At 62.9% G+C, this 19,710-nt stretch carries 9 protein-coding genes; 3 read left to right on the plus strand and 6 right to left on the minus strand.

Annotation, left to right across the window (positions count from 1 at the left end; all coding sequences use genetic code 11):
* The first annotated feature begins 134 nt into the window (after positions 1-134).
* Both XB14_RS26735 and XB14_RS26740 read left to right on the plus strand, forming a co-directional pair.
* A complete protein-coding gene (locus XB14_RS26735; protein ID WP_179119682.1) occupies positions 135-7,793 on the plus strand; it encodes an autotransporter-associated beta strand repeat-containing protein in 7,659 nt (2,552 codons plus the stop codon).
* A 10-nt stretch (positions 7,794-7,803) separates the two neighbouring features.
* On the plus strand, positions 7,804-8,463 hold the full coding sequence (locus XB14_RS26740; protein ID WP_077966205.1) for an invasion associated locus B family protein: 660 nt from the start codon (positions 7,804-7,806) through the stop codon (positions 8,461-8,463).
* A 132-nt stretch (positions 8,464-8,595) separates the two neighbouring features.
* Here the strand turns inward: XB14_RS26740 and XB14_RS26745 are convergent, their stop codons facing one another.
* From XB14_RS26745 to XB14_RS26765, 5 genes are all read right to left on the minus strand, one after another.
* On the minus strand, positions 8,596-9,924 hold the full coding sequence (locus XB14_RS26745) for a sigma-54-dependent transcriptional regulator (RefSeq protein WP_077966212.1): 1,329 nt from the start codon (positions 9,922-9,924) through the stop codon (positions 8,596-8,598).
* Complete coding sequence (locus XB14_RS26750; RefSeq protein WP_077966214.1) at positions 9,900-11,720, minus strand: sensor histidine kinase; 1,821 nt, start codon at positions 11,718-11,720, stop codon at positions 9,900-9,902. The genes XB14_RS26745 and XB14_RS26750 overlap by 25 nt, the downstream gene beginning before the upstream one ends.
* A gap of 140 nt (positions 11,721-11,860) precedes the next feature.
* Positions 11,861-13,147 carry a dicarboxylate/amino acid:cation symporter gene (locus tag XB14_RS26755; protein ID WP_077966216.1) on the minus strand — a complete coding sequence of 429 codons (1,287 nt, stop codon included), beginning with the start codon at positions 13,145-13,147 and terminating at the stop codon, positions 11,861-11,863.
* Positions 13,148-13,211: 64 nt separating this feature from the next.
* Positions 13,212-14,630, minus strand: coding sequence for an aspartate ammonia-lyase (gene aspA, locus XB14_RS26760; protein WP_077966218.1), 1,419 nt, complete (start codon positions 14,628-14,630; stop codon positions 13,212-13,214).
* A 398-nt stretch (positions 14,631-15,028) separates the two neighbouring features.
* The gene (locus XB14_RS26765; protein WP_077966220.1) at positions 15,029-17,386 is read right to left on the minus strand and encodes an Orn/Lys/Arg decarboxylase N-terminal domain-containing protein; all 2,358 of its coding nucleotides are present in this window, start codon (positions 17,384-17,386) and stop codon (positions 15,029-15,031) included.
* Between the two features lie 309 nt (positions 17,387-17,695).
* Here XB14_RS26765 and XB14_RS26775 point away from each other — a divergent pair, with 309 nt between their 5' ends.
* Positions 17,696-18,196 (plus strand): BA14K family protein, encoded by a 501-nt coding sequence (locus XB14_RS26775; RefSeq protein ID WP_077967761.1) that lies wholly within the window; start codon positions 17,696-17,698, stop codon positions 18,194-18,196.
* 396 nt (positions 18,197-18,592) lie between these two features.
* Here the strand turns inward: XB14_RS26775 and XB14_RS26780 are convergent, their stop codons facing one another.
* Entirely contained in the window at positions 18,593-19,417 is an 825-nt protein-coding gene (locus XB14_RS26780; RefSeq protein ID WP_077966224.1) for an IclR family transcriptional regulator, read from the minus strand.
* Positions 19,418-19,710 lie beyond the last annotated feature (293 nt).

Consider the following 19,710-nt stretch of genomic DNA (forward strand, 5'->3'; position numbering starts at 1 on the left):
TTTTCCTGCGGGAAAGGCGAAATTCAACAAAATTTCAGAATTTCCCCGACGCCCTTTCAGGACTTTCCCCGGCCCGCGCTGACATACGACGCAAGAACATAGCGAACACGATCGTGGGGAAGCGGAGCATATTCGTGAACACTGCCAGAAATGATGAGGCGCGCGCCAACCGGTCCGCGCTGCGTGTCCCCGCATTGGGCGTCGTCGCCTCGTTGGCCGCGACCCTCGCTAACTCCGTAGCACCACTGGCGCTGATCGTCGCGTCGGGGCCTGCGCTGGCAGACAGCATCGGCCAGAACGGTGCTGCCGGCGGAAACGCACCGAATTACTCGACTGCGGCCGGCGGTGGTGGGGCAGGCGCTGCCGGCGATGGCTCGGCGACCGGCACGGGCGGAGGTGGAGGCTCTACAGGCGGCTCGGGCAATCGCGGCGGATCGGGCGGCGCTTCGGACAGTGGCGGCGGCGGCGGTGGCGGCTACGGACTTGGCGCCGGTGGCGGCGGCGGCGGCGCAGGTGGCGCAGGCATGACGCTGACTACCGGCCTGGTCAATAATGCGACAATCAAGGGAGGCAATGGAGGCAACGGAGGCTACGGGAACGCCAATTGGGCGCAGACCTGGAACTATGCCGGCGGCGGCGGAGGAGGTGGCGGCGGGTCAGGCATTATCGTCACGACGGGAACCAGCCTTACCAATTCAGGCGTGATATCGGGCGGCAATGGCGGCGGCGGCGCGGACGTCAGCGGGCCGGGCATCCCCAACTCATTCGCCAACCCCTCGGGCAACGGCGTGGGGGGCAATGGCGGTAACGGCATCACTGCCACCGCCTCCAGCGGACTGACAATCAGCAATTCTGGTACGATCCAGGGCGGCGGCGGCGGAACAGACTACCACAACGTCCAGCCCTATCGGCCGCAGGCGGGCGGCTACGGCATCATCGGCCAAAACCTGACCATCACGAACAGCGGAACGATAGCCGGCGGTGCGCGCGGCGGGGCGGGCGTCTCGCCCGGTAGTCGCTCATCCGCCATCGTCATCACCGGCGGTACCAACAGCATCACGGCTCTTACCGCCAGCAGTATCGGCGCGATTGAGCTCAATGGCGGTGCAACGACGCTTGCCGGCGCGTTCAACGACACAGTCCAGGTGAGCGGCGGCGCCACTCTCGCCTTGGGCGTAGCCGGCGACGCGACCGGCTTCACGAGCCTCAGCAATGCCGGCGGCACGATCACTATCGGCGACGGCAACACGCTGTCGGCCGGGACAATCGCCAATTTCTCGGGAGGGAGGATCACCCTAGGCGTTGGTTCGGTCCTCTTTGGCACGGGCAACACGTTGAACAACGATGCCACCATCGATGTCGGCACCGACGGTGTCGTCATGGACAATGGCGATATCAACAACAATGCCGCCGGCATCATCAATTTCAATGGCCCGGGCGGTACAGCGCAACTTTCGCCTGGAACCAATAACGTCAACAACAGCGGACAGATCAATGTTGTCGGCGGTGACGTCGATGTGCGGATGAGCAACATCAACAACCAAGGCACTGGCCTGGTGTCGCTCGTCGGCGGCGACATGTTCGGCGTGTCTACACTCACGAACTCCGGCACGGCGACGCTGAACATTACCGCGGGCCGAAAGCTCAGCCTCCAGACGCTCGCCTTCAATGGCGGCACCATTTCCGGCACCGGCACGATCGAGGCTGCGAATGGTTTCAACCTCTGGGGCAACGGTACGGTCGGCGCGACACTCGCAGGTGCGGCAAATCTGACGAGAGGCGGTCCCGGGACGACGATCCTTACGGGCAACCACACCTATACCGGCGGTACCACGGTCACTGCCGGCGAACTGCAGCTCGGCACTGCCGGCACCGCGGGCTCGATCCGGGGCCAGGTCAACGTGCTCGGTGCCGGTACATTTACGCTCACCAACGCCGACGCCACGGGCATTTCCAGTATCACGAATGCCGGAAAGACCTATCTTTACAATGCCTCGAGCGCAGCCAGTGCCACCATCGCCAATACCGGCGAACTCTATTTCTACGATACCAGCAGTGCGGGCAGTGCTATCGTAACCAACAACAACGTGCTCGAATTCCACGACACGAGCACCGCTGGCAACAGCAACATCACCAACAACAGCAACCTTCTCTTCCATGCCAACAGCCGCGCTGGAACTGCCACCATTGGCAACAACAGCGGCAGTGTTCTGAATTTCCACAACACCAGTTCCGCAGACAACGCCCGCATCACCAACGACGCCGTGCTATCATTCTACGATAGCAGCACGGCCGGCAGCGCGGACATAACCAACAATCGCGAGCTTACCTTTTATGATGCGAGCGGGGCGGGCAGCGCCAGGATGACGAACAACGACACCCTGACGTTCCGCTCGACCACCACGGCCGGCAGCGCCAGGATCGCCAACAACGCCAGCCTGGCATTCCTCCACAACAGCAATGCCGGCAATGCCGAGATCGCCAATGGCGCGGCTGGCATTGTCGATTTCTCGGGATCGACGGGTTCCGCCGGCAACAAAAGGCTCACCGCCGGCTCGATCGCCGGCGGTGGCTCCTATCTGCTTGGCGACAACGAGTTGACTGTCGGTTCGAACGGCCTGTCGACCGAAGTCAGCGGGACAATCAGCGGCAACGGCGGCTCGCTGGTCAAGGCTGGTACCGGTACGCTGACCCTCACCGGAGAGAACACCTATAGTGGCGGGACGACGGTCGCGGGCGGGACGCTCCGGATCGGCAATGGCGGCGCGACCGGCTCGATCCTGGGCGATGTGGTCAACGACGGCGCGCTCGCCTTCAACCGCAGCGATGCGTTCACGTTCTCGGGCGCCATCTCGGGCAGCGGCTCTGTCCGGCAGATCGGTTCCGGCACCACCATCCTGACGGGCAACAACAGCTATGGTGGCGGCACGACGATTTCGGGCGGGGTCTTACAACTCGGTAACGGTGGTGTGACCGGCTCGATCACCGGCGATGTCGTCAACGACGGCGTGCTCGCCTTCAACCGCAGCAATGCTGTCACGTTCTCCGGCGCCATCTCGGGCAGCGGCTCTGTCCGGCAGATCGGTTCCGGCACCACTATCCTGACGGGCACCAATACCTACACCGGCGGCACGACGATCTCAGGTGGTGCGCTGCAACTCGGCAATGGCGGCGCGACCGGCTCGATCCTGGGCGACGTCGTCAACGACGGCGTGCTCGCCTTCAACCGCAGCGACGCGGTCACGTTCTCCGGCGCTGTCTCGGGCAACGGCTCTGTCCGGCAGATCGGTTCCGGCACCACCATCCTGACGGGCACCAACACCTATACCGGCGGCACGACGATTTCCGGCGGCACGCTGCAACTCGGCAGTGGCGGCGCGACCGGCTCGATCACCGGCAATGTCGTCAACGACGGCGTGCTCGCCTTCAAACGCAGCGACGCGGTCACGTTCTCCGGCGGGATTTCGGGCAGCGGCGCTGTCCGGCAGATCGGTTCAGGCACCACCATCCTGACTGGCAGCAATAGCTATACCGGCGACACCACGGTCTCCGGCGGCCGGTTGCAGTTCGGCAGCGGCAGCAACACGCTCGGCGGCAATCTGATCGTGACCGGCGGCACGCTGGCGATCCAGGCGCCGGCGGCCGTGAACGTCGCGCAGGCCGTGACCTTTGGCGACAATACTGCGCTATCTATCGTCGCCGGGACGAGCAGCCCCCCGCTATCGGCCGATCGTCTCACGATCGGCAACGGCGTCGGATTCAACATCGGCGGCATCAATGATGCAAGCCAGCTCGACAAGGTGCTGATCGACACCCGATCCGGCATCAGCGGCGACTTCGCCAGTGTCAGTGTGGGCGGCTTCAGCGGCGCGGTGGACTATCTCACCATGTCCACGCGCAAATCGGCCGACAATCTGCAATATCTCGCCAGCTATGGCCTGACCTGGACCGCTGGCAACAATCTCGCCCATGGCACTTTCACGCTGAGCAATGCCACCGACAGCTTCACGGTCGGCGCAGCACTTGCCGACCAGGTGGCGAACCCCGCGACGGGCTGGAACGGCACGTCACTGACCAAGGCCGGCGCGGGTACGCTGACACTGACCGGCGACAATACCTATAGTGGCGGGACGACGATTTCGGGCGGCGTCTTGCAGCTCGGTAACGGCGGTACGAGCGGCTCGATCCTGGGCGATGTCGTCAACGACGGCGTGCTCGCCTTCATCCGCAGCGATGCGCTTACTTTCTCCGGCGCCGTCTCGGGCAACGGCGCGGTGCGGCAGATCGGTCTGGGCACCACGATCCTGACGGGCAGCAACAGCTATACCGGCGGAACGACAGTCGCGGGCGGCACGCTGCAGGTCGGCAATGGCGGCGCGACCGGATCGATCTTGGGTAATGTCATCAACGACGGCGTGCTCGCCTTCAACCGCGCTGACACGCTCACCTTCTCCGGCGCCATCTCGGGCAGCGGTTCAGTACGGCAGATCGGTTCCGGTACGACGGTCCTGACCGGCAACAACAGCTACACCGGCGGCACCACGGCCGCGGGCGGCACGTTGCAACTCGGCAATGGCGGCGCGACCGGATCGATCACCGGCAATGTCGTCAACGACAGCATGCTCGCCTTCAACCGCAGCGATGCGCTCACTTTCTCCGGCGCCGTCTCGGGCAGCGGCGCGGTGCGGCAGATCGGTACGGGCACGACGGCCCTGACCGGCAACAACAGCTATACCGGCGGCACGACGATTTCCGGCGGCACACTGCAACTCGGCAATGGCGGCGCGACCGGATCGGTCACCGGCAATGTCGTCAACAACGGTGTACTTGCCTTCAACCGCTCCGACACGTTCACTTTCGCGGGCGCCGTCTCGGGCAGCGGCGCGGTGCGGCAGATCGGATCCGGTACGACGATCCTGACCGGCAGCAATGCCTATATGGGCGACACCACCGTCTCCGGTGGGCGCTTGCAGTTCGGCGACGGCAGCGCGGGTGTCAGCAACAGTCTGGGCGGAAACCTGACCGTGACCGGCGGCGCGCTGGCGATCCAGACGCCAGCGACGCTGACCGTCGAACGGGCAGTCACTCTCGGCGACAACACCGCGCTCTCCGTCGTCGCCGGCACGACTAGCCCCACGCTGACTGCGAATCGTGTCACGATCGGCAATGGCGTCGCCCTTAGCATCGGCGGCATCAACGATGCGAGCCAACTCGACAAGGTGCTGATCGACACCCGATCTGGAATTGTCGGCGACTTCGCCAGCGTCACTGTCGGCGGCTTCAGCGGCACGGTCGACTATCTCACCGTGTCGGCCCGCAAATCGGCCGACAGCCTGCAGTACCTCGCAAGCTATGGCCTGAGCTGGACCGCGGGCAACAATCTCGCCCATGGCAGCTTTACCCTGACCGATGCCACCGACAGCTTCACGGTAGGAGCAGCACTTGCCGACCAGGTGGCGAACCCGGCGACCGGCTGGAACGGCACGTCACTGACCAAGGCCGGCGCGGGCACGCTCACCCTGACGGGAAGCAACAGCTACACGGGCGGCACCACGATCGTGGGTGGCGTGCTGTCGGTGTCGCGTGACGCCAATCTCGGCGCAGCGACGGGTGGCCTGACCTTGAACGGCGGCACGCTTGCGACCACCGCGAGCTTCGACACCGCCCGGTCGATTGCGCTGATGCAGCCGGGACGCTTCGACATCGCTGCCGCAACCGAAGTCGGCCTGACGGGCACGGCGTCGGGCAGCGGAGATCTGATCAAACAAGGCGCAGGCACGCTGCGGCTCGACAACGGCGCCAACGCCTACGGCAATACGCTGGTTGCGGCCGGCACGCTGATCGGCAATGCCAGCTCGATCTCGGGCAATATCGGTAATGCCGGCATGGTCGTCTTTGATCAGGCGGGCGACGCCGCTTTTGCCGGTGATATAGGAGCGCTCAACGGCTCGGGCGGCCGGATGAACAAGCGCGGCGCAGGTATTCTCAGCCTGACCGGCCTGTCGTCGCTCGATTGGACGGTCGAGGCCGGCAGGCTCGTCGGTGCAGCCGAGCGCTTCGGCGGCAATACTCACCTTTCTTCGGGCGGCTCCCTGACGTTCGATCAAGCCCTCAATGCCAGCTATGGCGGCGTGATTTCGGGCAGCGGCAGCTTCGCCAAGGCTGGCGCAGGACGTCTCACTCTGACCGGCAATTCCTCCGCCTTCTCCGGAACGACCACGGTCGAAAGCGGCACGCTCGCAGTCAATGGCTCACTTGGCGGCACCGTCGACGTGCTGGCCGGCGGTCGTCTGCAAGGCGCCGGCTCGGTGAGCAACGCGAAGGTTTCGGGCGCGATCGCGCCGGGCAACTCGATCGGCACGTTGAACATTGGCGGAAACGTCACCCTTGCGGCAGGCTCCCTCTACGAGGTCGAGGTGAACGCGACCGGCCAGTCGGACAAGATCGTTGCTACTGGCACGGCCACGATTGCCGGCGGCTCGGTCAATGTGCTGGCAGCAACGGGCAGCTATGCGCCGCAAACACAGTACACGATCCTGACGGCCAAGGGCGGTCGCAGCGGCACCTTCAGCGGCGTGAATTCGAACTTCGCCTTCCTCGATCCCTCGCTCAGCTACGACGCCAACAACGTCTATCTGAAGCTCACCCGCAACAACATCGACTTCTCCAGCATCGGTCTGACGCCGAACCAGATCGCCACCGGCGACGGAGTCGAAAGCCTTGGGAGAGGCAATCCGGTCTACAACGCCGTCACGAATCTGTCGGCACCGCAGGCGCGAAATGCCTTCGACCAGCTCTCGGGCGAGATCCACGCATCGGCGAAGTCGGCGCTCACAGAAGACAGTCGCTTCATCCGCAATGCCATGAACGACCGCATCCGTGCCGCTTTCGAAAGTACCGGCGCTTCGAAGGGCCCTGTCACGACCTATGTCGACGGCGAGCCGGTCGCGGTCGACGCGACAACGGATCGTCTGGCTTTCTGGAGCCACGGCTTCGGCTCCTGGGCCCACACCGATGGCGACGGCAATGCCGCGCGCCTCGATCGATCGACGGGTGGATTCTTCGCTGGCGCGGACGTCCCGGCGTTCGACAACTGGCGCTTCGGCGCAATCGCGGGCTACAGCCACACCAGCTTTGACGTGAAGGACCGTTTCTCTTCCGGCTCGAGTGAAAACTATCACGCCGGCCTCTATGGCGGCACCAACTGGGGCGATCTCGCCTTCCGGACCGGTGCCGCCTACACCTGGCACGACGTCTCGACTTCGCGAACCGTGATGTTCCCCGGCTTCAACGACAATCTGAAGGGGGACTACGACGCCGGTACCGCGCAGGTCTTCGGCGAGCTCGGCTACGGCTTCGCCATGGGCGCGGCCCGGTTCGAGCCTTTCGCCAACCTCGCTCATGTGAGTGTTCATACCGATGCCTTCACCGAGAAGGGCGGGGCGGCCGCACTGAACCTTAAAGACGACACGACGGATTCAACCTTGGCGACCCTGGGTCTGCGCGCCTCGACCGCCTTCGACCTCAACGGCGCGGCCGTGACGGTCAAGGGCCTGGCTGGCTGGCGCCACGCCTTCGGCGATGTGCTGCCGCTTTCGACGATGCGCTTTGCCGGCGGCGGCGACGCCTTCTCGATCGCGGGGGTTCCGATCGCGCGCGATGTGGCGGTGGTTGAAGCCGGCCTTGACTACGCCCTCTCGCCAAATGCGACGCTCGGTGTGACCTATGCGGGCCAGTTCGGCTCGGACGTTTCCGATCAGTCCGCCCGCATCAACCTCAACGTTTCATTCTAAAGGCGTTTGCATGACGAGCAGCAATATCCGGTTCCTTGGGTTCTCTTCCGCAGTGGGCGCGGTCGCGGTGGGCGTGGCGCTTTACCTTGTCCCGGAATTCGCGTCTTCGACCCCGACTGAGGCCACACCGGTCACCGACACCCGCGATGATCCTGCGCCGCAGCGTTTCCAGGTGGCTGAGGCGCAGGCTGGCGGCCAAGCGACCGCCGCCGCAACGGCATCGTCCTTGCCGGGCGGCGCATCGTCGCTGAACGAGACCTATAAGGACTGGCGCGTCGCCTGCGAGCAGGATGGCAGCGCTAAACGCTGCGCGCTGTCGCAGGCCCAGACACAGCAGAACGGACAGCGCGTGCTCGCAATCGAGCTGAACGCGCCCTCCGGAAACGCTGTGTCGGGCACGCTGGTTCTGCCGTTCGGTCTGGCGCTCGAGCCCGGCGTCACCTTCCAGATCGACGACAAGCCGGCGATGCAGCCGGTACACTTCCGCACTTGCGTCCCGGTCGGGTGTCTCGTTTCAGTGACCTTCGACGCCCCAACGTTGGGCGCACTGCGCGCCGGCGCGGCGCTCAAGGTCAATGCCGTCGCTGATGGCGGGACAGTGGCTCCGTTCTCGATCTCCTTGCAGGGATTCGGCACAGCGCTTGATCGAGTGGCGACGCTGGCACGTTAGCCTTGGCCGAACCCGCAGTCAGTGATTTCTCGGAAAATCGGTGGCCTCGGGTTTCGAGCCCCATCAAGGCGGCAGTTGGTCCCAAAGCGATCATAGCTTCGGGCAAATCTGATCCAGAGCGACAGATCAGCGTCACGCCAAACCGTACTTACGAATTTTGTCGTGCAGGGTCGCCTTTGGCATCTGCAAATCCTCGCTGGCCCGAGCCAGGCTGTTGCCGTTGCGGCTGAGAGCGTCAGCAATCAGGGCCCGCTCGAAAGCCTCGACGGTTTGCGCCAACGGCCGACGGGCACTGTCCATCGACCCGCCGAAGGGCGGGAAGCCGGCTGCGATGCCAAGCACACAGCGCTCGGCGACATTGCGCAACTCGCGCACGTTGCCTGGCCAATGATAGGCGATGAGCTGCCGCGTTCGCTCGGCATCCGGCGCGAGCACGGGCCGCTCGTGACGTGACGCCGCCTGCAGCGCGAAATGCTCAAAAAGAAGGCTGATGTCCTCGCGCCGTTCGCGCAACGGCGGCAAGGGCAGTGTCGCAACGTTCAGTCGGTAATAGAGGTCGGCGCGAAACTCTCCCTTTTCAGCAAGCGCTGCAAGATCGACCTTGGTGGCGGCGACGACGCGGCAGTCGACGGGGATCGCCGCGTTGGAGCCAAGGCGTTCGAGCGTGCGCTCCTGCAGAACCCGAAGCAGCTTGACCTGCATGGCCATCGGCATGCTTTCGATCTCGTCGAGAAACAGCGTGCCGCCGTTGGCGTGCTCGATCTTGCCGATCCGGCGCTTGCTGGCACCGGTAAAGGCGCCAGGCTCATGTCCGAAGATTTCGCTGTCGAACAGGTTCTCGGGAACGCCGCCACAATTGATGGCGACAAAATTACCGCTCCGCCTGGGGCTCGCATCATGCAGGCAGCGTGCCACGAGCTCCTTGCCGGTCCCCGTCTCGCCCTGGATCAAGACGTCGGCCGCGCTGTTGCCGAGTTCACCGATCAGGTAGCGTACACGCTCGATGGGCGAGGATTGTCCAATGATCCGGCTGGCCGTTGCTTGTCTGTTTTCAAGCTGAGCGCGCAGTTCGCGCACCTCCAATGTGAGCTTGCGCTTCTCAAGCGCCCGGCGGACGACCTCGACGAAATAATCGGGCGAGAACGGTTTTTCGATGAAATCGTGGGCGCCGTCCTTCATCGCCTGAACTGCAAGTGAGACGTCGCCGTGCCCGGTCATCAGCACGACAGGCAGGTCACGGTCTTGCCTTAGGAGATCGTGCATAAGGGCCATGCCGTCATCGCCCGGCAGGCGGATGTCGGTGACGACGACGCCTGGAAAATCCGCGGGAACGAGCCTACGGGCCTTCTCGGCGCTATCGACCGCCTCGACGTCCATACCTTCGAGCTCGAGCGTCTGCTGGCACCCCAAGCGGACATTCGGTTCGTCCTCAACGATCAGGACCTTGAGGGTGTCGCCCATTGCGTTTCTCCGATACCGGCTGCAGGAAGAGTGACGACGAACATCGCGCCGCCGTCGGAGCGGTTCGTACCCGCCAATGTCCCACCGAAATGGTGCACGATTTCCGACGAAATGGCCAAGCCAAGTCCCAGGCCTCTGTTGCTTTCCTTCGTCGAAAAGAAGGGCTCGAAGAGGTGCTCGCGCACATGCTCCGGCAGACCTGGTCCGTTGTCATGAACCTCGATGACGATCCGCGTGTCCTCACGCCGGCCGCACAGGCGCAGCGCGGGCGATGGTACGCCGTCGATCGCATCCAACGCATTGGCAATGAGGTTGACCAAGACCTGCTCCAGGCGGTTGGCATCGCACAGAGCTGTTGCCTGACCTGCCTCGACGGCGATGGACACGGCAACCTTCGCATGGCGCAAACGCTGGTCCAGAAGGAACAACGCATTGTCGAACGCGCGTCGGACATCGACCGGGCCTGCCGTGCCAGGGGATTTTCGGGCGAATGTCTTGAGCTGGTTGGTAAGCGTGCCGAGGCCGTCGACGATACTGCCGATACGATCGAGATTGCCTTCGGCCGTCGCGACATCGCCCCGCCGGAGGAACTTGACTGCATTACCGGAAAGTGTGCGCAGTGCCGCCAGAGGCTGATTGATTTCATGAGCTAGGCCGGCGGAAATTTGGCCGATCGTTGCCAGCTTGGCGGCATGGACGAGCTCATCTTGTGCTGCACGCAACGTTCGTGTCCGCTCTTCGACCTTGCGCTCCAAGTCGTCGTGGGCGCGTTGCAACGCCTCGCGCGCCCGCAACCGGTCATTCAAATGCTGTCGCCGCTGGTTGAGCAGCATCAGCAGGATCCCGATGAATGCGCTGGCAACCGCTGCAAGGGCGGCGCGTGTCCAGGCAATCGCACTGATCTCACTGACTGGGGACAGCACCGTCAGCGACCAGCCGGTGTCTCCCATCGGGGCCGTCTGCGCCAGGAAATTGCCTGACAGCCTGTCGCTGCCACCGGCGCCCGAAGGCGGTGAGAGCCGAACGCGAGCGGCATTGGCGCCGAAAGCCTCCTCGCGCGTCAAGCCGAGCGAGGGAAGCGGACGGGCGTTGTATTGAAGGCTGCGCTCCAGCCGTCGGCGCTCCGCGTCAGGCAACGGACGCAGCGTCGTGAACTTCCAGGACGGCACGGACGCAAGAATGACGACGCCATTCTGGTCGGTAACGATGACGGGCACTTCGACGGTCGCCCAGGACTGCTCCAATTGTTCGAGGCTGACCTTGACCACGGCAACGCCTGCAACCTCGCCGTTTGCAAGCAAGGGCGACGAGAGATAGTAGCCCGGCTCGCCACGGGTGATGCCGATGCCGAAGAGCCGGCCGGGCCGGCCCCGCATGCCATCTGTGAAGTAGGAGCGATAGGAGAGATCCTCTCCGATAAAGCTGTCAGGCCGGTTCCAATTGCTGGCGGCGGTCACTTGTCCGCGACGGTCCAGCAAGTAGATCGACAGCGTGCCGGCTCGCTGGTTGAGCTGCTCGAGGTAGCGGTTGACCGTGCCGGTGATCGGCTTTCCATGGGCAACCAGATCGATCACATCCCTCTCCAAGCCAAGTGTGGCGGGGAAATAGGCATATTTGTCGATCTGCCTGTTCAGGCTGGCCGCGTAGAGTTCGAGACGCTGGGTGCCCGTTCTTTGCAACTCTGCAAGTCCGAGATTCTCGCTGATACGGAAGACGAAGACCCCGACGGTAAGCGCGACCGCGAGGAGGCCGGGCAGCAGCAAACCATATTTGCGAACGAGCGATGCGATAGACATAGGAGCAATGGGTGGCGGACGCCCATGTCCGCGACGGCGTTGTTGATCCGGCTCCCTACCACATCGAGAAAAGACGGGCGAGCATGCGGTTGGTCCGCCCGCCTCCCCAAGGGGAAAGCGGGCGGCCGATCCTGGATGTCCTATTCGGCCGCAACCAGCCGTTCGCGTAGGCGCTTTTCCGCTTCGTCCTCGTCCGGGACTTCAAGTGCATTTTCCCACTTGGCGACGACCGTGGTGGCAATCGCATTGCCGAGCACGTTGGTGGCGGTCCGCCCCATGTCGAGGAAATGGTCGATACCCATGATCAGCAGCACACCTGCCTCAGGCAGGTTGAACATCGGCAGCACGGCGGCAACGACGACCAAGGCGGAACGCGGAACGCCGGCGATACCCTTGCTCGAAACCATGAGGACCAGCAGCATGACGATCTGCTGTTCCATGGTGAGCGGCAAGCCATAGGCCTGGGAGATGAACAGGGCGGCAAAGGCCGTATAGATCATCGAACCGTCGAGGTTGAATGAGTAGCCGAGCGGCAGGACGAAGCCGATGACACGCTCCTTGACGCCAAAGTCTTCCAGCTTCTCCATGACACGCGGATAGGCCGCTTCGCTGGAGGCGGTAGAAAAGCCCACGAGCATCGGCTGGCGCACCTCCCTGACGAGCCGAAACACGGTCGAGCCCAGAACGAGAAAACCGGCACCGATCAGTACGGCCCAGAGCACGACGAGCGTCGCGTAGAAGCTGCCGACGAACTTGCCGTAGACCATCAGGATCCCAAGCCCCTGGACCGTGACGACGTTGGCAACGGCGGCAAAGACGCCGACCGGCGCAAAGCGCATCACATAGTCCGTCACCTTGAGCATCACCGGGACGCCGCTTTCGATAACCTCGATGAGCGCCCGCGCCTTCGTGTCCTTCAGGCTGCCGAGAGCGAGGCCGAAGAATACCGAGAAGACGAGGATCTGGAGGATCTCGTTGTTCGCCATCGCCTCGAAGATATTGCGCGGGAAGACGTGGGTGATGAATTCCTTAAGATTGAGCGACGACGTCTTCAGGTCGGCGATGGCCGAGGTCTCAGGCAACGGCACGCCGACATTGGCGCCGGGTTGGAAAAGGTTCGCAAAGACGAGGCCGATCGCCAGCGAGGCGAGCGACGCCATCAGGAACCAGCCAAGCGCCTTGCCGCCGATGCGCCCGACGGTGCGGGCGTCGCCCATGCCGGCCATGCCGGCAACGAGCGTGGTGAAAATCAGCGGCGCGATGATCATCTTGATCAGCCGCAGGAAAATGTCCGTCACCATCGCAAAATAGGCGGCGATGTCCTTGGCCGCGGCCGGGCTGCCAGACCAAAGGTTGCAGCCATAGCCGACGACGACCCCTAGGATCATTGCGATGACGATCCAGGTCGTCTGCTTGTTTATCTTCATGATAATCTCCTTCCTCCCTCCGCCCGGCTGATCCGGGCGGATTTTCAGTCAATCGTTGCGTGGTTCAGGTGTGCGCTGTGATCGGGCGCGGTTTTGTCAGCGCCTCGGGCCGCAAGGCTTCGACAAGCGCTTCAGCCGTCATCAGACCGCGCGCTTCGACGAGCTCAGCGACACCTTTTCCGGTCCGGTGCGCTTCAGCTGCGACCTCGGTGGCACTGGCATAGCCGATGATCGGGTTGAGCGCCGTGACGATGCCGATCGAACCCAACACGCTTGCTTCCAGGCGCTCGCGGTTAGCGGTGATGCCATCGACGCACTTGTCGGCGAGGATCAGGCACCCCTGGCTGAGATGGCCGATGCTCTTGAAGAGGCTGTGGGCGATGATCGGTTCGAAGGCATTGAGCTGCAGTTGCCCCGCCTCTGCGGCGAATGTCACCGTCAGGTCGTTTCCGATCACCTCGAAGGCGATCTGGTTGACGAGTTCCGGTATAACCGGATTGACCTTGCCCGGCATGATCGAGGAGCCGGCCTGGCGCGGCGGCAGATTGATCTCGCCGAAGCCTGCGCGCGGGCCGCTGGAGAGCAGGCGCAGGTCGTTGCACACCTTGGAGAGCTTGACCGCCACTCGTTTCAGGACGCCTGAAAGCTGGACAAAGCTACCGCAATCCTGCGTGGCTTCGATGAGATTTGGCGCGGTGACCACCGGCACGCCGCTGATCTCCGACAGGAGGCGGCAAACCAGGGAGGCGTAGTCGGGATGGGCTGTGATGCCCGTACCGATGGCGGTGGCGCCAAGGTTGATCTCGCGGATAAGCAGGGCCGCCTCGCGCAACCGCTGCTCGTCCTCGCCGAGCATGACCGCATAGGTCGAAAACTCCTGACCCAGCGTCATCGGCACCGCGTCCTGCAGCTGGGTACGCCCCATCTTGAGGATGTCGTGGAACTCGTCGGCCTTGCGCTCGAACGCCGACCGAAGATGCGCCATGGCATCGATCAACCCAGAAACGCCGTTATAGGTCGCAAGCTTCAGCGCCGTCGGATAGACATCGTTGGTCGACTGGCCGAGGTTGACGTGCTCGTTCGGGTGCAGGCGCCGATAGTCGCCGCGCACGTGGCCCAAAACCTCGAGCGCCCGGTTGGCGATTACCTCATTGGCGTTCATGTTGGTGGAGGTGCCGGCCCCGCCCTGGATGACATCCACGACGAACTGATCGTTGAGCGCACCGACCGCGATTTCCCGACACGCGGCAACAATCGCCTCGGCCCGCTCGGTATCCAGTTGCCTCAGCTGCAAATTGGCTTGCGCGGCGGCCATCTTGATCTGCGCGAGCGCGCGGATCAGGTCCGGATAGTGCGAAATCGGAATGCCGGTCACCGCGAAGTTTTCGACGGCACGCAGGGTGTGAACGCCATAGTAGGCGTCCGCGGGAACCTCGCGGTCGCCAAGTAAGTCATGCTCTATACGGCTCAAGGCTACGGTCATTGGACGTTTTGCTCCTCTCCATCCACCCGCGCCCGAGCGGGTGTAATCTGAAGAGAGCAACGCGCGTGCCAATTCGAACAGGCGCGCTCAGCGCCGTTAACCCATTGAAATCAAACTCCGTTGTTTTCGGCAGTGTTCGATTGCGTTCGGATTTCCGGACGGAGGCCGGCTCGGGCGTCCGGCATTCCGAATGACCCAGACCGTCCGCTGTTGAGCGGGTTCGAACCGGAGTTCGAACTGCCCCCAGTTAAATAAGCAGCGACGCTTGGCAGTACTCGGCCCCACCGAACAGGGGGTGCCCGCAACTGTGGCGGGCTGCGTTGCCATCGGTATTCGCTGCCGAGACCCGCTCGATCAAGCCCACCGAGCATGCATGAGGGATCCGAATGTCCCGTATCCTATTCGGCGACGACGTAGGTATGGAGCCGTATGCGGCCCGATGCATCGGTCTCACGGTAGAGCCCCTGGATCTCGACGTCAAAGCCGGGAAACCTGTTGAAGCAGGCCTCGAACATCTTGAGATAGTCGATCATCGGCTGCGCTCGCTCCGTCAGCCGCTCGCCCGGCACGATGGTGGCGATCCCCGGCGGATAGACGACGAAAGGCGTCGTTGCGATCCGCCCCGCGATGGCGTCGATCGGCAGGTAATCCACATCGTTTCGCACCAGGCAGCGCGCCGCGTCGTGGGGCGAAAGGGCGATTTCCGGCAGGTGCGCCTCGGAAAACTGCTTGGCCTGCAGCGCGCTCACGTTCGCGTCGCGGAAGAAGCGGTGCATGTCGGCGCACAGGTCGCGCAACCGCACGCCGGCGTAGCGGCCGGCACGCCGACGATAGAATTCCGGGATCGCCTCTTCCAGAGGCGCGTTGTCGTCGTGCAGCTTCTTGAAGGCGACGAGGCCGCTGATCAACGTGCCCGCCTTGCTGGCCTCGACGCCGGGCGTGAGCAGGAACAGCAGTGAATTCAGGTCGTTCTTTTCCGCGACGATCCGGTTCTCGCGCAGGTATTGCGCGACGACCGGCGCCGGTATGCCGTGCTCGGCATATTCGCCGGTCGCTCTGTCAAACCCGGGGGTGAGCAGCGTGAGCTTGTTGGGATCGGTCATGGCGAAACCCGGCGCCATATTCGAAAACCCGTGCCACGCGGCGTCCGGGGCGAGATGCCAAAATGCCGGGTTGGTGGCGAGCTGATCGGTAGCGACGCTCTCCCAGGCCACGTCGTGCACCGCTCCAGGGCTTGCCACATCCGGCATCGCTACCCGGTCCGGCACGAAAGGTTCGAAGAACCAGCGGCGTTCGGGCCGGCGCTCCTTCTCCTCGAACTCCCGGCGCACCGCCCGTATCTTCTTGCGCAGTTCGATGCCGAGACGGATCGTATCGTCCCACAGGACTTCGCCAGAGCGGCCTTTCATCATCTGCGCGCCGACGTCGAGGGATGCGAAGAGGGGATAGAAGGGCGAGGTCGAAGCGTGCTGCATGAAACTCTCATTGAAGCGCCGGTGCTCGACCCGGCGCTTCTGGCCGGTTATGTGACGATCCTTCATGTGGATCTGCGAGGCCTGTGAAAAGCTCGCCAGCTGCTTGTGCGTGGATTGCGTGGCGATGATGCCCGGCGCCTCGGGCCCGAGTTCGGCAAGGCCCATGGCGAAGCGGCCGGCATAGAGCGGATGAAACTTCATGAAGCCCGCCCAGGCCTCGTCGAACAGAATGTAGTCGCACAGATGTCCGATCGTCTTCAGGATCATCTCGGCATTGTGGATCGTGCCGTCATAGGTGCACTGCTCGACCACCGCCACCCGAAACGGACGCGGCTTCTGCCAGGCATCGGGGTCCTTGACCAGCGGATGGGTGCGAATGCGGTTGCGCAGCGTCTCCTCGTTCAAGGTGCCAAAATCCATGGGACCGATCAGACCATGCGCGTTTCGGGCCGTCGGCACATAGACCGGGATACCGCCCGAGATCATTAGGGCGCCGTGATGTGCGGCCTTGTGATTGTTGCGGTCGAACAGCACCAGGTCACCATCGGTGACGAGGGCGGAGAGAGCGACCTTGTTGGACGTCGAGGTGCCGTTGAGGACGAAATAGGTCTTCTCTGCGCCAAAAATCTTGGCTGCTTCCTTCTGGGCAGCGAGTGCTGGACCTTCATGGGTCAAGAGATCGCCGAGATCGAGCACGGAATTGTCGAGATCGTCGCGGAAAACCGCTTCGCCCAGGTGCTCCATGAACACGCGGCCGACCGGGCTGCGGCTATAGAACACGCCGCCGTTATGACCGGGGCATGTCCAAAGTTGGTTGCCTTCCTCGGCGTAATCCACCAGTGCACCAAAGAAAGGTGTCTTCATCGTCTCGGCATATTGCTTGAGGCGGCTGATGAGGTTTTTTGCGATGAAGGCAGGGGTTTCCTCGGAGAGGAAGACATAGCCGTCGATAAAGTCGAGCACCTCCACCGGCACGTCTTCGAAGCGCTTGCGCCGGATCAGGAGAATGATCGGGAACTCGAGGCCGCGGCGGCGCATCAGGTTGATGAGGGAGGCCGTCTTGCCCTCCATGCCTTTCTTGCCCCAGTCGACCATCATGCAGCCGATGGCCGCGTCCGTCTGTACGGCGATTTCGGCGTCTTCGAGATTGCGTGCACGCACTACCTCGAAACCGGACCGCTCGATCTCCTCGACGATCTGCTTATAGCGGGCCCCCTCCAGATCCTCGTTGTCGAAGGCGGGTGTCGCGAACAGGAAGGTGAAACGCCTGAAGTAATCCATCTGAGCCTCCGCCATGAACCCGTTGCGAGTTGTTCGTGTGTTTCATGACGATGTTGTGACGGACGGCCCGACTTTACGGGATTTGTGCGCACCGGGGATGGCCACATTGCGGGAAGGTTCGCGCCTGGTGAAGATCGATGCTCGCACAGGCCCGTTCGCCGAGCTCATTAAGACCTTTGCCGCCCGCCATCAGACTGAGGTCCTATGGCGGAACCTCTAGCGCGAACTAAGTTGATCGGCGGGATTCGATCTGTTGATGATCGGCAGCAGAGCCTTTTCGGGCTTGATTGGCATGCACTGGGATGTTTGATGACTGAGAAACTTATGAAAAGAATGGGTGCAGTACTCGTGGCCGCCGGTACGGCGCTGTCGGCGGTCTCGGCCCAGGCCGTGCCCATGTCTCCTGTTTCGGTGGGGCAGTTGGCTTACCAGCCGGTCGAGTTGATCCATCATAAGCCAGGTCATTACGGCGGTCCGCCGCACAAGCGCGGGTATGACGGCTACCGTTACGGCGGCAACCGATACAATGCAGGTCCACGATACGGCTATTACAATGGCTATGAGGGATACCGTTACCGCCGCGACGGGTACCGTCGTCACAGTGATGGATGGTGGTATCCCCTCGCCGCATTCGGGGCAGGAGTGGTCATCGGTGGCGCGATCGCGCAGCCACCCCGCCGGGTTTATTCCGACGCACCGTCAGCGCATGTCGAATGGTGCTATGACCGCTATCGTTCGTACCGAACCTACGACAACAGTTTCCAGCCCTATTATGGGCCGCGCCAGCAATGCGTGTCGCCGTATTACTGACCAGCAGGCCCGGCTCGCTTCCGAGAAGTGGCGGATCCCTTTCAATGCTCTCCGATACACTCGCAAAGCCGAGGACGCGTTGCACGCAACCGAGGTCGGGGTTCCCGGCTGAGCCGGAGCCATCGTCCTCTCCGCATGGACCTTCGCCGGCCGCGATTTCGGGATCCCGTGTCTTGCTTGCATCGATACAGTCGGCGCGCTTCCGAAACGCGGAAGGTCGTCGTCTTCGATCTTTACGCGATCCTTGTTTGCGAACAGATAGGCAAACATCCAGAACTCGCCCGATACCGATGGAGACGTCGCTCAGCAATCGTTTCTTGCGTGTCCCAGGACTGCAGGAAGCCGAACTGCAAGGCGCCCTGCCTTCTCAAAGGGTGAGTGCCTGTGAACGCATCCTCAGACCTTCTGCGCGGCACGCAGGGCGGAGGTCGGATAGCGTAGGGTCGGGTCGAAGGGATTGAGCTTGCGGCTGATCGCCTGCGCCTCCGCCTTCAAGAGGTCGGTGATCGTGCCGCTTCGCGTTTCCGTCAGGCGCGATGCCAGCGTGCCGATGCTCAAGGAGGCGACGGCGATGCCGTTGCGGTCAAGAACCGGCACACCGAGACCCGCCATGCCCTCGATCATCTCGAAATTCATCTGCGCGGCACCGATCCGCCTGACCTCCTCGACCTTGATGCGCAGGTCCACCTCGTCGATCGGCGCTCGGTCCATGATGCGCGGCATATTGAACTTGATGATCGCCTCGCGTTCCTCCTCGGGCAGGTGGGCGAGGATGGCGATGCTGCCCTGGCCGATGCCGAGCGGCACTTTGCCACCGATGTCGCCGGTAAAGGAGCGGATCGGGAAGGGCCCCTCGACGCGGTCGAGGCAGATTGCGTCAAAATTGCTGCGCACCAGCAGAAAGACCGTGTCGTTGAAGGTGGCGGACAGCCTCAAGAGCGACGGCCGGGCGATGTCGAGGATGCCTTCTCGCCGGCGCGCCTGCGAGGCGATCGAGAAGAACTCCAGCGACAGGCGGTAGGATTTCCCCTCTGGCATTTGCTCCACGAGGCCTTCGGCGATCAGGGTCTTCAATAGCCGATGCGCCGATGGCTGGCTGAGATTCAGCCTCCGCGCGAGATCGATGACCCGCACACCCTCGCTCGCGTTATCTGCGAGGTCTTTCAGGATGTGGATCGCCTTGGTGAGGCTGGAGCTTCCGGCGTTCTCTGATTCCGACATTTGCGAAAATCTTTCAAAATCTGCGTGGCATAATTCCGTATATCGGATTTTTCTAACAAAAAATTCCGAAATAGAAAATTGCATTTGTGTTTTTCGTCAATTTCCTGGAGTTAATTCACACAAGCCTTCTTCAAGGGGTGGATGTGCCAGACGTGAATAGCCGAGAGGCTATTCCGAGCGCGAAACCGTGCCTTTATGGGTGCACTCGCGCACGGCGGAGATCTCAACGTCTGAAGGAAGGTTCGATGGTTGACGACGTGTCGCAGCCGCCGGGATCGCCGACAAGAAAAATG

It is taken from the genome of Ensifer adhaerens (assembly GCF_002007205.1).
GTDB classification, from domain to species: domain Bacteria; phylum Pseudomonadota; class Alphaproteobacteria; order Rhizobiales; family Rhizobiaceae; genus Ensifer; species Ensifer adhaerens_D.

What these genes read in the sequence shown, in the direction of transcription:
- XB14_RS26745 (WP_077966212.1), bottom strand. Translation starts at nt 9,924, where the DNA reads ATGGGCGACACCCTCAAGGTCCTGATCGTTGAGGACGAACCGAATGTC.
- XB14_RS26750 (WP_077966214.1), bottom strand. Translation starts at nt 11,720, where the DNA reads ATGTCTATCGCATCGCTCGTTCGCAAATATGGTTTGCTGCTGCCCGGC.
- XB14_RS26780 (WP_077966224.1), bottom strand. Translation starts at nt 19,417, where the DNA reads ATGTCGGAATCAGAGAACGCCGGAAGCTCCAGCCTCACCAAGGCGATC.
- XB14_RS26775 (WP_077967761.1), top strand. Translation starts at nt 17,696, where the DNA reads ATGACTGAGAAACTTATGAAAAGAATGGGTGCAGTACTCGTGGCCGCC.
- XB14_RS26765 (WP_077966220.1), bottom strand. Translation starts at nt 17,386, where the DNA reads ATGGATTACTTCAGGCGTTTCACCTTCCTGTTCGCGACACCCGCCTTC.
- aspA (WP_077966218.1), bottom strand. Translation starts at nt 14,630, where the DNA reads ATGACCGTAGCCTTGAGCCGTATAGAGCATGACTTACTTGGCGACCGC.
- XB14_RS26740 (WP_077966205.1), top strand. Translation starts at nt 7,804, where the DNA reads ATGACGAGCAGCAATATCCGGTTCCTTGGGTTCTCTTCCGCAGTGGGC.
- XB14_RS26755 (WP_077966216.1), bottom strand. Translation starts at nt 13,147, where the DNA reads ATGAAGATAAACAAGCAGACGACCTGGATCGTCATCGCAATGATCCTA.